A 12,819-nucleotide genomic window follows, 5' to 3' on the forward strand; every position below is an offset into this window, starting at 1 on the left:
GGCCCCTCCCCCCCGCCCCGGCCTCGTGGGCGCCCCCGTCGTCTTTACCCACCCGCCCCCCGGGGGGGGGGGGGCCCGGGCCCCCCGCCCCCCCCGCCTCCTGCGTCCGGTCGGGCCTTCGCCGTCCGCGAGGATGGGGACATGGCTTCAGTCGCGATCCTCGTCAACGGTCTGCCCGGATCGGGCAAGACCACCCTCTCGGCCACGCTCGCCGGGGTGCTCGGGTGCCCGCTGCTCGCGAAGGACCCCGTCAAGGAGGCGCTGGTCGACCTGGCCGGGCCGATGATCGTCCCCGAGGCCCTCGGCGGCATCGCGATGGACACCGTCTGGGCGATGGCGGGCGAGGTCGAGGCGGGTGTCGTCGTCGACGCCTTCTGGCACCGGGAGCGCGACCTCGAGTTCGCCCGGGCCGGCGTCGAGCGTGCCGGGTCGCCCCGCACGGTCGAGGTGTGGTGCGACGTCGACCCCGACACGGCGCTGCAGCGCGTGGTCGACCGGCTCGCGGCCGGCGGTCGTCACCCGGCGCACGGCACGGTCGAATCGGCCCGGGCCTCGTGGCCGACGTGGGCCGCCGCGGCCGGGCCACTCGGCGACTGGCCCGTGATCCGCGTCGACACGAGCGCACCCGTCGACATGGACGACCTGGTCGTGCAGATCAGCGAGCGGTTCGTCTGACGACCGCCCCGAACCCTGTGGCGCCGGGGGTGCCGGACGCCGAAGCGCCCCACGCCCCCGAGAACGGGGCGCGGGGCGCGGGAACGTCGGGAGGCGCTATTTCTTGCCCTGGTTCGCGACCGCGGCGGCACCGGCGGCGGCGGCCTCGGGGTCGAGGTAGCGGGCCGGGCCGGTGGGCACGAAGTCGTCGTCGAGCGCGTAGACGAGCGGGATGCCCGTGGGGATGTTCAGCTCGGCGATCTCGTCGTCGCTGATGCCGTCGAGGTGCTTCACCAGCGCACGCAGCGAGTTGCCGTGTGCGACGACGAGGGTGACGTCACCGGCGGCCAGGCTCTCGGTGATGTCGCTGTGCCAGTAGGGCAGCATGCGCTCGATGACGAGGGCGAGCGACTCGGTGCGCGGGGCGTCGATGCCGAGTTCGGCGTAGCGCTTGTCGTGCGCCTGCGAGAACTCGCTCTCGTCGTCGAGCGGGGGCGGCGGCACGTCGAACGAGCGACGCCAGGTCTGGAACTGCTCGGGGCCGTACTGCTCGAGCGTCTGCGCCTTGTCCTTGCCCTGGAGCGCCCCGTAGTGGCGCTCGTTGAGACGCCACGAGCGCTTGACGTCGATCCAGAGGCGGTCGGCCTCGTCGAGGGCGATGTCGGCGGTCTGGATCGCCCGGGTCAGGCGCGACGTGTAGAGGATGTCGGGCAGCAGGTCGGCCTCGCGCAGCAGCTCGCCGGCACGCTTGGCCTCTCGGCGCCCCTGCTCGGTGAGCCGCACGTCGACCCATCCGGTGAAGAGGTTCTTCGCGTTCCATTCGCTGTTGCCGTGACGCAGGAGGATGAGGGTCGAAGTCATGCCGCCAGCGTATCGCGACGGCCCGATGGCAGACTTGGCTCATGCCCATCGGTTCCGTCACGCGAGGGACGACCGGCACCAACCGCCTGCGCCGCGTCGATCGCTGGATCGCCGCGCACCCGTCGTTCCGGCGGGCGGACGACCCGCTCGTCGTCGACCTGGGGTACGGGGCGAGCGCGACGACTCCTCTCGAACTGCACCAGCGCCTCCTGAAGGTGCGAGACGACGTCGAGGTCGTGGGCATCGAGATCGAGCCCGAGCGCGTCCGGCTGGCGAGCCTCTCGGCGCGGCCGGGCGTGAGCTTCCGGCGGGGCGGCTTCGAGGTGCCGCTCGACGGCGACCGGCGACCCGCGGTGATCCGGGCGTTCAACGTGCTCAGGCAGTACGACGAGTCCCAGGTCGCCGACGCCTGGGCGTTGATGACCGGCCGGCTGCAGCCCGGAGGCGTCCTCGTCGAGGGCACCTGCAACGAGGTGGGGCGAGTCGCGAGCTGGATCGACGTGACCCCCGAGGGGCCCACGACGTTCACGATCTCGCTGCGCCTGGCCGGGCTCGAGCTGCCCTCGATCGTGGCCGAACGGCTGCCCAAGGCCCTGATCCACCGCAACGTGCCGGGTGAGCGCGTGCACGACCTGCTCGTCGACCTCGACCGGCAGTGGGCGGTGGCGGCCCCGCTCTCGGTCTACGGGCCGGTCCAACGGTGGCTCGCGACGGTGCAGGGGCTCCGCGACATGGGTTGGCCGGTGCTCGGCGGGCGGTCCCGCTGGCGGCTCGGCGAGCTCTCGCTGCCCTGGGCCGCCGTGACGCCGCGCGACTGAGCCGGGTCGAGCCCGGTCGGGTGGGTCGGGGCGAGCCGGGTCGGGTCGGGGCGGGGCGGGGCGGGTGTCCTCAGACGTGGGCGAGTCGGCCTCGGGCCTCGTCGTGGTCCAGGCCGGTGGCCATGAGCAGGTCGACGAGCAGCGGGCGCAGCATCAGCACGACCATCGCCTCGGTCACGGGCGACCCGGGCAGCACGACCGTCGGATCGAGTCGACGGGCGACGGCCGACAGGGCCTCACGGGCGACGGGCCGCTGCTCGACGTCGTGCACCGACCGGCCCAGCACGGCGACCGCGCGCGAGGTCGACTCGAGGAGGTCGGCCAGGGCCGACCGGTCGACGCCGTCGCCGAGCTGCGTGTCGAGCCGTCGCGCCACCACGCGCAGGTTGCGCACGGCGAGGTCGACGTAGCGCCGGACCGTGGCCTGCTGCCTCAGGTCGGGCAACCGGGAGCGGAGGAACGGTGACAGCCGCGCGATCGACTCGGCGGACTCGAGGGTGGACGACCAGTCGTCGAGCACCGGCTGGGTCGACCGCAGCCGCTCCAGGGCGTCGTCGGCCCGCGGGGCGTCGTCGGTGCGGAGGGCGCCGACGAGCGCCGCGAAGGCCCGGTCGAGCTCGTCGAACAGGCGCCGGGCGTCGTGGCGGGCCAGGCCTACCGGGTCGCGCGGCACGATCGCCGTGACGAGCAACGCCACCGCTCCCCCGACCGCGCCGTCGATGCTGCGGACGAACGCCCCGCCGGCGGGGTCGGGCAGCAGCATGACGAGCATCGACTGGGTCGCGGCGGCCGCGGCGAAGGCGCTGCTCGACGAGAAGAACCGGGCGACGAGGAGCGTCACGAACAGCACCAGGGCGATCTGCCACAGCCCCTTGCCCACCACCATGAGCAGCACCTCGCTGAGCGCGATGCCGATGAGCACGCCGACCGCGTTCTCGAGCACCCGACGCGGACGGGCGTCACGGGCCAGGCCGAGTGACGAGATCGTGACGGTCACGGCCAGCAGGGGGATCGCGTGCCCGAGTCCGTAGTGCGTGATGGCGTAGGCCCCCGCCACGGCGAGCACGATCTGGACGATCGCCGGACCGGACGCGATCGTCCGCGCCGTCGCGTCGCGCACGTCGAAGGACGAGGAGGCGCGGTGCCAGCCGCGTCGCAGCCCGCCGCCGCGCGTCGGCCCGGTCACGACCGGGCCCGGGTGCACCGCGTCACCAGGCCGTCAGCGGCGGACGGCGCCGAGGCGCGGCAACCGGGGGACGCCTGCGGCGGCACCGGCCGAGGCGGGCACGACGATCTCTTGCGCGGCCGCGATCATCAGGTCGTCGACGACGACGACGAGCGGTGCGGCCTCGTCGGTGCCGCGCTTGACGAGTGCGAGGGCCACCGGGCCCAGCTCGTGGTGCAGGGCGACGCTCGTGACGTGCCCGACCGACTTGGGTGCGGTCGCCTCGGGATCGGACACCGCGCCTCCGGCGGTGACGGCCGCGTCGGGGGCACCGCCGGCGGCCGGGGCCAGCACGACCTCGGCACCGCGCGGGGGCAGCACGCCGTCGCTGCCGTCGAGGTGGAGCATGACGAGCCGACGCGGCGGGTGACCGATGTTGTGCACCTTGGCGACGGTCTCTTGCCCGCGGTAGCAACCCTTGGTGAGGTGGACGGCGCTGCGCATCCAGTCGAGCTCGTGCGGGATGGTCCGCTCGTCGACCTCGGTCGAGAGCCGGGGACGCCAGGCCTCGATGCGGAGGGCCTCGAGGGCGAGGGTGCCCGCGACGGCGAGCCGGTCGGCCGGCGACGCGGCGAGGGCGTCGAGGTCGGAGCGCCGGACGAGGCTCTCGCGGTAGGTCCAGTCGTGACCCGGGTGACGGTCGGAGTCGGCGTAGCTGTGACCGCCGGCCGCGACCTCGTGCCAGGGGTCGACCCACACGAGCGCCGTGTCGTGTGACGTCAGGACCGGGACGAGCGGAGCGGAGCCGTCGGGGCCGTCGGAGCCGTCGGGGCCGTCGAGCAGGTCGTGCATCGAGCCGATCGTCGCGACGTCGGCCGTGCGGTCGGCGACCTCGACGCGCAGCATGAAGCGCATCCGGTCCAGCCAGGTGCCGAGCGGTTCGACCTCGGAGCGGTCGACGAGCAGCCAGGTGGTCTCGCCGTCGTCGAGGACGCGGGCGGCGTGCTCGAGGCGGCCGTTGGCGTCGAGCAGCAGGGTCTCGGTCGAGACGCCCGGCGCGAGACCGACCAGGGCCTGGCTCGTCAGCGAGTTGAGCCAGCTGAGCCGGTCCGGCCCCGTGACGGTCAGCACGCCACGGTCGGAGAGGTCGACGATCGCCGCCCCCCGGGCGAGCAGTCGCTGTTCGCCGAGCGGATTGCCGTAGTGGGACGCCACGCCCGAGCCGTCGTCGACGAAGCCGTCGCGCGACGAGAAGGGCGAGACCACGGGCCCCGTGGTGTCGGGGGACGCGTCGGCGACGTCAGTCAACGCGCGCCAGCTGCCCGGATGCGTGCGAGCGCAGTTCTTGCCCGAGGGCCGCGATGTCCCACGCCCAGAAGAGCTTGCCCTCGACGAGGCCGTACATGCGGGTGGCCGCCGAGTACTCCTTCGCGTTGCTCGACCGGACGACGGCGTCGGTCGCGAGGTCGATCCGCGGCCCCTTGACCCGACCGAGGTAGAGCTCGTTCACGCCGGTCGGGTGGGCGATCTGCACCTCGAGGCCGAAGCCGTCGTCGGGCGTGCGGAGGATCTCGACCGCCCGGGCCGACGTGAAGGGCTGGACTCCGACGCCGGGCAGCATGCCCGGGCCGCGGTCACCCGGCTCGGCCGGACGTTCGAGCCGCCAGTAGCCCGTCTCGCTCGTCAGTGGCGTGTGCTCGTCGTCGAGCAGCCAGGTGAACGAGCTGTAGTTGAGGAAGGGCAGGCCGTCGTGGCTGAAGCTGATGCGCTGCCCGAACTCGTGGGTGCGACGCTCGGTGCCCGGTTCGGAGTCGGGGTCGCCCTCGCCGATCTTGTAGTCGACGACGCCGGTGCCCTGCCAGACGCCGATCAACCAGGAAAGGGGGACGAGCTCGGACGGCAGGTCGGTGGGGATGTCGATCATGGAGCGGTCAGCGCTGACCCTTGAACAACTTGAGCAGGACGACGACCGAGACGAAGCCGATGGCGATGGTGGCGAGGCCGAGGAGCCCGATGTAGAACACCTCGAGTGCGAGCAGGGAATCCATGCCGTCGAGCCTACCCGGCGACCGCGGACGTGCCCAGCCCTTCGGGGCGACCGTTCAGACGAGCCGGGGGTCGGGCGTTCAGACGAGTGCGAAGACGCCCGTCACGACGGCCAGGATCACCAGGCTGCCGCAAGTGCTGAGCATCGTTCGCGAGACCAGGCCGTCCTTCTGGCTCGTGGCGAGCTGCAGCACGAAGGTGAGGACGATGGCCCCGCCGAGGGCCAGGACGACGTGGTCCCAGTACTCGGAGGCGGGCGACCGCAGGCCGATCAGCACGGCCACGACGAGCGTGGCGGCCCAGACCGGGACGACCGTGATCGGCTTGAGCCGTGCCGTCGTCGCGTCGACGTCTCGTTCGCCTGTCTGCACCGTTCGTCCCTCGTTCGTGTCCGCCGTTCTGCCGACCTGCCCTAGCATCGGATGGTCGGAGTGGCGGGGTCTCATGTTTTAGACTGCTCGACAGTACATTCACTGGAGGTCGTGTGGCGCAGCTCTTGGTACTGACGTCTGCGGGCGGCCCCGAGGTCCTGCCGTCTCTCGCCCTGCTCAGCCACCGTACCCGGCAGATCCCGGCCGAACCCGCGCAACTGGTGAACGCCCCCTCGAGCGACCTGATCTTCGTCGACGCCCGCGTCGACCTCGCCAGCGCCAAGTCGCTCTGCAAGATCCTGCGGACCACGGGCGTCACGGTGCCGCTCGTCCTGGTGCTCACCGAGGGCGGACTGACCGCCGTCAACAGCGAGTGGGGCGTCGACGACGTCATCCTCGAGACGGCCGGCCCCGCCGAGATCGACGCCCGCATCCGACTGGTCACCGGTCGCCTCGCCCAGTCGCAGAACGGCTCGAAGATCCACGCCTCCGGTGTCGTCATCGACGAGGCCAGCTACTCGGCGAAGGTGCACGGTCGCCCCCTCGACCTCACCTTCAAAGAGTTCGAGCTGCTGCGCTTCTTCGCCACGCATCCCTCCCGCGTCTTCACCCGTGAACAGCTGCTCAGCGAGGTCTGGGGCTACGACTACTTCGGCGGCACGCGCACGGTCGACGTGCACGTCCGACGACTCCGGGCCAAGCTCGGCGACCTCGAGTCGTTGATCGGCACGGTGCGCAACGTGGGCTACCGGTTCAACGTCTACGACGACGACGCCCAGGCGGTCGTCTCGTGAACACGGTGTCGCGGTGACCGACGCCGCCGACGCGACCGGCGCCTCCTTCGTGCCCACGCTCGCCCGAGCGGCCACCACGGCCGACGGCAGCCCGCCGTTCTCCGACCAGACCCTGGTCGACGTCCGGTCGGGCGTCGCGACCGTCGTCGGCGACGCGCACGCCGCGGCGGTGCTGCGCGAGGGCGAGGCCGAGCTCGTCGTGCATCCCGACGACCGCCGACAGGGTCGCGGTGCCGAGTTGCTGCAACGACTCGTCGACGAGACCGAGGGCCCGCTGCTCTTCTGGGCACACGGTGACCAGCCCGGCTCCCGCGTGCTCGCCGCGCGCTTCGGCCTCGCCGAGACCCGTCGCCTGCTGCAACAGCGTGCCGACGTCCCCGCCGGACCCCGTGCGCCCCGCCTCCGCGACGCCGACCGGGTCGCCTCGTTCCGGCCGGGAGTCGACGACGAGGCCTGGCTCGACCTCAACGCCCGCGCGTTCGCCGACCACCCCGAGCAGGGCTCGCTCGTCCAGGCGGACCTCGACGCCCGGCAGGCCGAGTCGTGGTTCGACGCCGACGACTTCCTCCTGCTCTGGCGCGGCGACGACCTGCTGGCCTTCTGCTGGCTGAAGCTCGACGAGGGTCAGCCGGGGGAGTTCTACGCGGTCGGCGTCTCGCCGGACCACCAGGGCGAACGACTCGGAGGCGCGGTGGTCGACGCCGGGTTCGCGCGCCTCGCCGAGCGCGGTGCCGGCACCGCGGCGCTGTACGTCGAAGGGGACAACACCGCCGCCCTCCGGCTCTACGCGGCCCGCGGGTTCACGGACCACGCCGTCGACGTGCAGTACACCCTCACCCGCTGAACCCCGCCCGGGCACGGCCCGTCCTCGGGGGGTGCGGGCCCCTCCGGTCCACCGATATGCTGCGGATCGGATGACAGCGATCGAGGGGGCATCATGACCGATCAGACCAGACCGGACGGCGACGACCAGGGGCACGACGAGCCGCAGCACGACGGGGCACCGGCCGGGGGCCACGAGCAGCCCGCCGCGTTCCCGTACCAGGGACTGCCGTACGGGCAGCAGCCCGAGGGGAACCCGCACCAGGCGACCGGCTACGGGGACCAGCTCTACGGCTCCTCGCCGCAGCCGGGCGACCAGGGACAGCCGCAGGGGGCGTACCAGCAGCCGTACGACGCCTCGGGCCAGCCGACCTCGCAGTTCGCGTACGCGCAGGCTCCGACTCCCCCGGCACCGAGGACGCCCGAAGAGGCCGCACGACGTCGACGACTGCTGATCGGCCTGATCGGTGGAGCAGCCCTGCTGCTCGTGCTGGTCGTGGCGGGTGCCGTGACGTTCGCCACGATGAGCGCCTCCCACCGGCCCGAGGCGACCGTCCGCGACTACCTCGGCGCCGTCCAGGCCGGCGAGGTCGAACGCGCCCTCGCGCTCGACGGCACCGAGGTCGCCAAGGGCGACGTGCTGCTGACCGACGACGCCTACGCCGCGGCCGGCGACCGGGTCGACGGGTTCCAGGTGGGTGCCGTCTCGACCGACGGGGACGACGCGCAGGTCGAGGCCGTCGTGCGCCGCGGCGACGGGTCGACCCACGCCCAGGAGTTCAGGCTCGTGCGCGACGGGCGCGATCTGCTCTTCTTCGACCGATGGGCGCTCCAGCCGGTCGACCTCGGCACGGTCTCGGTGCAGGTCGCCGGACCGGCATCGGCGGAGATCGCCGTCGACGGCACTCCCGTGACCCGGGGGTCCGACGGATCGGTGAGCCTCAAGGCCTTCCCCGGCAGCTACGAGGTCGCCCTCGCCGCCGAGAACGAGTCGTACTCGGCGACCGCCGCCACGGCCGTGGTCGAAGGCGCCGACGCCATCGCCCAACCGACCCTGCTCACGACCGCACTCACGCCCGCCGGCACCGAGGCGGCGACCGCGGCCGTCGACGCCTGGGTGGCGGGCTGCATCGCCTCGACCGACCTGCGTCCCGAGGGCTGCAGCTTCGGCCTGTACGACACGGAGTCCGGTCGGTACACGCTGTCCGGCCAGAAGTGGACCCTCGAGTCCGCGCCGCAGTTCACCGTCGGCGACTGGCAGGACGGCGGGTGGACGGTGAGCACCACGACTCCGGGCTCGGCCTCCTTCACCGCCCAGGGCGTCGACGCTGCGGGCAACAGCGGCGTCTACGGCTCGCTCGCCCCCGTGCCGGTGCGGGTGGGCGGTCTCATCAGCGACGTGACCGCCGACGGCGCCACGTTCACCTCGAGCGTCGCCACGCCACTCACCTGACCCGAGGGGTACAACCGGGGTACAGAAGCGGGGCGACGGCACCTACTCCTGTGGTCCGAGCCGACCTGCCACCGCACTCCCAGCACCGGGGAGTGGATTGAGGCACCGCGCAAGGCACGCATCCCATCGTCAGGAGAACAACATGAACCCCGTCAAGTTCCTTTCCGATCTCGGCCTCCAGAGCAAGCACGCCTACTGGGGCGGTTTCGCCTCGATCGTGATCGCCCTCGTGGCCTGGATCGCCTCGCAGGGCAAGGACTCGTCCGACAAGGCCCAGTCCGACCGTTGGGGCATCTTCATCGGCCACTGGGCGCCGACCTTCTTCGCCCTGGGCCTCGCCCTGAAGAACGAAGAGAAGTAGGCACGACACCACCAGTACGACGACGCCCCCGCCCACCCGGCGGGGGCGTCGTCGTCCCCTCGACCGCTCCTCCCCCGCGCCGGGGTGTCCACACGTCATCTCGCGTTTACCCGGGACGACGCTGCGGGGCGGTCGGGGGTGGCACGATGGTGCGATGGACAGCAGCGAACCCCGCGTCGACGGCGCCGGCGTCACCCCCGACTTCCTCGACGACTTCGACGAGATCGTCAGCTTCGAGGACGGCACCCTGCCGGCCGAGCGCTACCTCGACCGCGAGCTGAGCTGGCTCGCGTTCAACCAGCGCGTGCTCGAGCTCGCAGAAGACCCGACCACGCCGCTGCTCGAACGGGCCAACTTCCTCGCGATCTTCGCGAGCAACCTCGACGAGTTCTTCATGGTGCGGGTCGCCGGCCTCAAGCGCCGCATCGCGACGGGCCTCGCCGTGCCGACCAACGTGGGGCGCGGGCCGAACGAGGTGCTGGCCGACATCAACCGGAAGGCCCACGAGCTGCAAGAGCGCCACGCCCGGGCGTTCCTCGACCTGGTCAAGCCCGACCTCGACGACGCGGGCATCCACATCGAGAACTGGTCCGACCTCGAAGAGGCCGACCGGGTCCGCATGCGCGAGATCTTCGCCGAGCAGATCTTCCCCGTCCTCATGCCCCTGGCGGTCGACCCGGCCCACCCCTTCCCCTACATCTCGGGGCTGTCCCTGAACCTGTCCATCCGCGTCCGCAACCCCAAGACGATGCGACAGGAGTTCGCGCGCCTCAAGGTGCCGCAGATGCTGCCGCGCTTCGTGCAGCTGCCTGACAACGACAGCGGGCGCGTGCGGTTCATCCCCCTCGAGGACCTGATCGCCAACCACCTGCAAGACCTCTTCCCCGGCATGGAGGTCGTCGAGCACCACGTGTTCCGCGTCACCCGCAACGAGGACGTCGAGGTCGACGAGGACGAGTCGGAGAACCTCATCCAGGCCCTCGAGCGCGAGTTGCTGCGCCGCCGGTTCGGTCCGCCGATCCGGCTCGAGATCACCGACGACATGGACCCGGTCACCCTCGAGCTGCTCGTGCGCGAACTCGACGTGACCGATCAAGAGGTCTACAAGCTGCCGGCCCCTCTCGACCTGGCCGGCCTGTTCGAGATCACCAAGATGCCGCGGGCCGACCTCAAGTACCCCAAGCACCTGCCGACCACGGCCGTGCAGCTGCAGCAGACCGAGCCGAACATGAAGCCCGACATGTTCGCGAGCATCGCCCGGCAGGACATCCTCGTGCACCACCCGTACGAGTCGTTCGCGACCAGCGTGCAGGCGTTCCTCGAACAGGCCGCGGCCGACCCCAACGTGCTGGCCATCAAGCAGACGCTCTACCGCACCAGCGGTGACAGCCCGATCATCGAGGCGCTCATCGACGCCGCCGAGGCCGGCAAGCAGGTCCTCGCGCTCGTCGAGGTCAAGGCTCGGTTCGACGAACAGAACAACATCACCTGGGCCCGCAAGCTCGAGAAGGCCGGCGTGCACGTCGTCTACGGCCTCGTCGGGCTCAAGACCCATTGCAAGCTCGCCCTGGTCATCCGCCAGGAGAAGGGCACGCTCAAGCACTACACGCACATCGGAACGGGCAACTACAACCCGAAGACCAGCCGCATCTACGAAGACATGGGGCTCTTCACCGCCGACGACCAGGTCGGGAAAGACCTGACGCGCCTGTTCAACGAACTCTCGGGCTACGCGATCGAGAAGAAGTTCAAGCGGCTGCTCGTGGCCCCCCGCTACCTCCGCCGAGGTCTGCTCAAGCAGATCCAGAACGAGATCGAGAACGCCCAGGCCGGCCGACCCGCCGGCATCCGCATCAAGATCAACTCCATCGTCGACGAGCAGATCATCGACGCCCTCTACAAGGCGAGCCAGGCGGGGGTGCCCGTCGACGTCTGGGTGCGCGGCATCTGCACCATCAAGCCGGGCGAGCCGGGCCTGAGCGAGAACATCCGGGTGCGGTCGATCCTCGGGCGGTACCTCGAGCACAGCCGTCTGTTCTGGTTCGCCAACGACGGAGACCCGCAGGTCTTCATCGGGAGCGCCGACATGATGCACCGCAACCTCGACCGTCGCGTCGAGGCCCTGGTGCGTCTGACGCAGGCCGACCACCTCGCCGAGGTCGCCGACCTGTTCGAGCAGGCGATGTCGGACGAGACCGCCTCGTGGTGGCTCGAGGCCGACGGCACCTGGACCCGCCACGCACGTGACGCCGACGGCCGCTCGCTGACCGATCTGCAGAACGCCCAGATGAAGGCCATCACGCAGCGGAAGCGCTCCAAGCGATGACCATCACCTCGACGACGGTCGTCGCCGCGGGTGCCGTCTGCTGGCGCCTCGTCGACGGCAAGGTCCGGGTGCTGCTGATCCACCGCGACCACCACGGCGACGTCTCGCTGCCGAAGGGCAAGGTCGACCCGGGCGAGGCGACGCCGCAGACGGCCGTGCGCGAGATCCACGAAGAGACGGGCTACCGGGTGACGCTGGGCGCCCCGCTCGGCACGGCCGAGTACCTGCTGCCCGGCGGTCGCGACAAGGTGGTGCACTACTGGTCCGCCGAGGTGACCGACGAGTCCTTCGCCGCGGCCGGGACGTTCACGCCCAACCACGAGGTCGCGGCCATCGAGTGGGTCGGCATCGAGAAGGCGAAGGCCATGCTGACCTACGCCCGCGACGCCGACGTGCTGCAGCGCTTCGCCGACCGGGTGGCGACGGGCACGGCCCGCACCTTCCCGATCGTGGCCCTGCGCCACGCCAAGACGACCTCGCCGTCCGACTGGCACGGCTCGGACGCCACGCGCCCCCTGCTGCCCCAGGGCCGCCGCCAAGCGAGGTCGGTCGCCCCCGTCATCGCCGCCTGGGCCCCCACCCGCATCGTCAGCAGCACGGCGGCGCGGTGCCTGGCCACCCTCGAGCCCCTCTCCGAGCTGACCCGGGTCGGCGTCAAGCAGACCGACGCGATCAGCCAGGACGCCTTCGAGCAGGGCACGGACGACGTCGCCGGCGTCGTCAAGAAACGCCTCAAGAAGAAGGCCGCGGCCGTCATCTGCAGCCACGGCCCGGTGCTGCCCGAGGTCATCCGACAGATCTCGTTGGGCACCAAGGGCGGCGACCGCATCGACCTGCGCCGTGCCTCGTCGCTCGGCACGGCCGAGTTCACGGTGCTGCACGTCTCGGTCGACGACACGGCGCTCGTCGCGATCGAGACGCACGGCCCGGCCGCCTGACCCGCGCCTCCTCGGCTCGTCGCGACGCCGAGACGGTCGACCCCCGCCCGCACCGGGCCGGGGTCGACCGCCGTCCGGACGCGCCTGTCCGGGCCGATGTTCCCCCCTCGTTCACCTTCCGTTCACCGGGGCAGGCGACCGTGGTTAACCCGTCGCCGTAGCGTCTCGCACGGGTCGGCACCTGGCCCACAGCACCCAGCCATCACATCC

General features: G+C 71.7%; 13 protein-coding genes. 8 read left to right on the forward strand and 5 right to left on the reverse strand.

What is annotated here, in order from left to right:
- Positions 1-141 precede the first annotated feature (141 nt).
- On the forward strand, positions 142-675 hold the full coding sequence (locus EDF21_RS09510) for an AAA family ATPase (protein WP_123571202.1): 534 nt from the start codon (positions 142-144) through the stop codon (positions 673-675).
- Positions 676-771: 96 nt separating this feature from the next.
- Here the strand turns inward: EDF21_RS09510 and EDF21_RS09515 are convergent, their stop codons facing one another.
- Entirely contained in the window at positions 772-1,515 is a 744-nt protein-coding gene (locus EDF21_RS09515) for a phosphoglyceromutase (protein WP_123571203.1), read from the reverse strand.
- A 41-nt stretch (positions 1,516-1,556) separates the two neighbouring features.
- Here EDF21_RS09515 and EDF21_RS09520 point away from each other — a divergent pair, with 41 nt between their 5' ends.
- Positions 1,557-2,333, forward strand: coding sequence for a hypothetical protein (locus EDF21_RS09520; RefSeq protein ID WP_056043213.1), 777 nt, complete (start codon positions 1,557-1,559; stop codon positions 2,331-2,333).
- 70 nt (positions 2,334-2,403) lie between these two features.
- On the opposite strand, the gene EDF21_RS09525 is transcribed toward EDF21_RS09520, so the two are convergent.
- From EDF21_RS09525 to EDF21_RS09540, 4 genes are all read right to left on the reverse strand, one after another.
- Positions 2,404-3,519 (reverse strand): aromatic acid exporter family protein, encoded by a 1,116-nt coding sequence (locus EDF21_RS09525; RefSeq protein ID WP_158612901.1) that lies wholly within the window; start codon positions 3,517-3,519, stop codon positions 2,404-2,406.
- A gap of 33 nt (positions 3,520-3,552) precedes the next feature.
- Positions 3,553-4,764: a folate-binding protein YgfZ gene (locus EDF21_RS09530; RefSeq protein WP_123571205.1), complete on the reverse strand. Its 1,212-nt coding sequence runs from the start codon at positions 4,762-4,764 to the stop codon at positions 3,553-3,555.
- Between the two features lie 34 nt (positions 4,765-4,798).
- Positions 4,799-5,422 (reverse strand): FABP family protein, encoded by a 624-nt coding sequence (locus tag EDF21_RS09535; protein ID WP_043597230.1) that lies wholly within the window; start codon positions 5,420-5,422, stop codon positions 4,799-4,801.
- 202 nt (positions 5,423-5,624) lie between these two features.
- Positions 5,625-5,915 (reverse strand): hypothetical protein, encoded by a 291-nt coding sequence (locus tag EDF21_RS09540; RefSeq protein ID WP_056043223.1) that lies wholly within the window; start codon positions 5,913-5,915, stop codon positions 5,625-5,627.
- Positions 5,916-6,028: 113 nt separating this feature from the next.
- On the opposite strand from EDF21_RS09540, the gene EDF21_RS09545 reads away from it, so the two are divergent.
- From EDF21_RS09545 to EDF21_RS09570, 6 genes are all read left to right on the forward strand, one after another.
- The gene (locus EDF21_RS09545) at positions 6,029-6,709 is read left to right on the forward strand and encodes a winged helix-turn-helix domain-containing protein (RefSeq protein WP_056043227.1); all 681 of its coding nucleotides are present in this window, start codon (positions 6,029-6,031) and stop codon (positions 6,707-6,709) included.
- A 13-nt stretch (positions 6,710-6,722) separates the two neighbouring features.
- Positions 6,723-7,553, forward strand: a complete 831-nt coding sequence (mshD, locus tag EDF21_RS09550) for a mycothiol synthase (protein ID WP_123571206.1) — start codon at positions 6,723-6,725, stop codon at positions 7,551-7,553.
- 93 nt (positions 7,554-7,646) lie between these two features.
- A complete protein-coding gene (locus EDF21_RS09555) occupies positions 7,647-8,984 on the forward strand; it encodes a proline-rich domain-containing protein (protein ID WP_123571207.1) in 1,338 nt (445 codons plus the stop codon).
- A 142-nt stretch (positions 8,985-9,126) separates the two neighbouring features.
- Complete coding sequence (locus EDF21_RS09560; RefSeq protein ID WP_054146872.1) at positions 9,127-9,345, forward strand: hypothetical protein; 219 nt, start codon at positions 9,127-9,129, stop codon at positions 9,343-9,345.
- 154 nt (positions 9,346-9,499) lie between these two features.
- Positions 9,500-11,671, forward strand: a complete 2,172-nt coding sequence (locus EDF21_RS09565; protein WP_123571208.1) for an RNA degradosome polyphosphate kinase — start codon at positions 9,500-9,502, stop codon at positions 11,669-11,671.
- Positions 11,668-12,609, forward strand: coding sequence for an NUDIX hydrolase (locus EDF21_RS09570; protein WP_056043236.1), 942 nt, complete (start codon positions 11,668-11,670; stop codon positions 12,607-12,609). Before EDF21_RS09565 ends, EDF21_RS09570 begins: the two co-directional genes overlap by 4 nt.
- Positions 12,610-12,819 lie beyond the last annotated feature (210 nt).

Origin of the sequence: Frigoribacterium sp. PhB118, assembly GCF_003751725.1 — a bacterium.
In the GTDB taxonomy this organism is placed as follows: domain Bacteria; phylum Actinomycetota; class Actinomycetes; order Actinomycetales; family Microbacteriaceae; genus Frigoribacterium.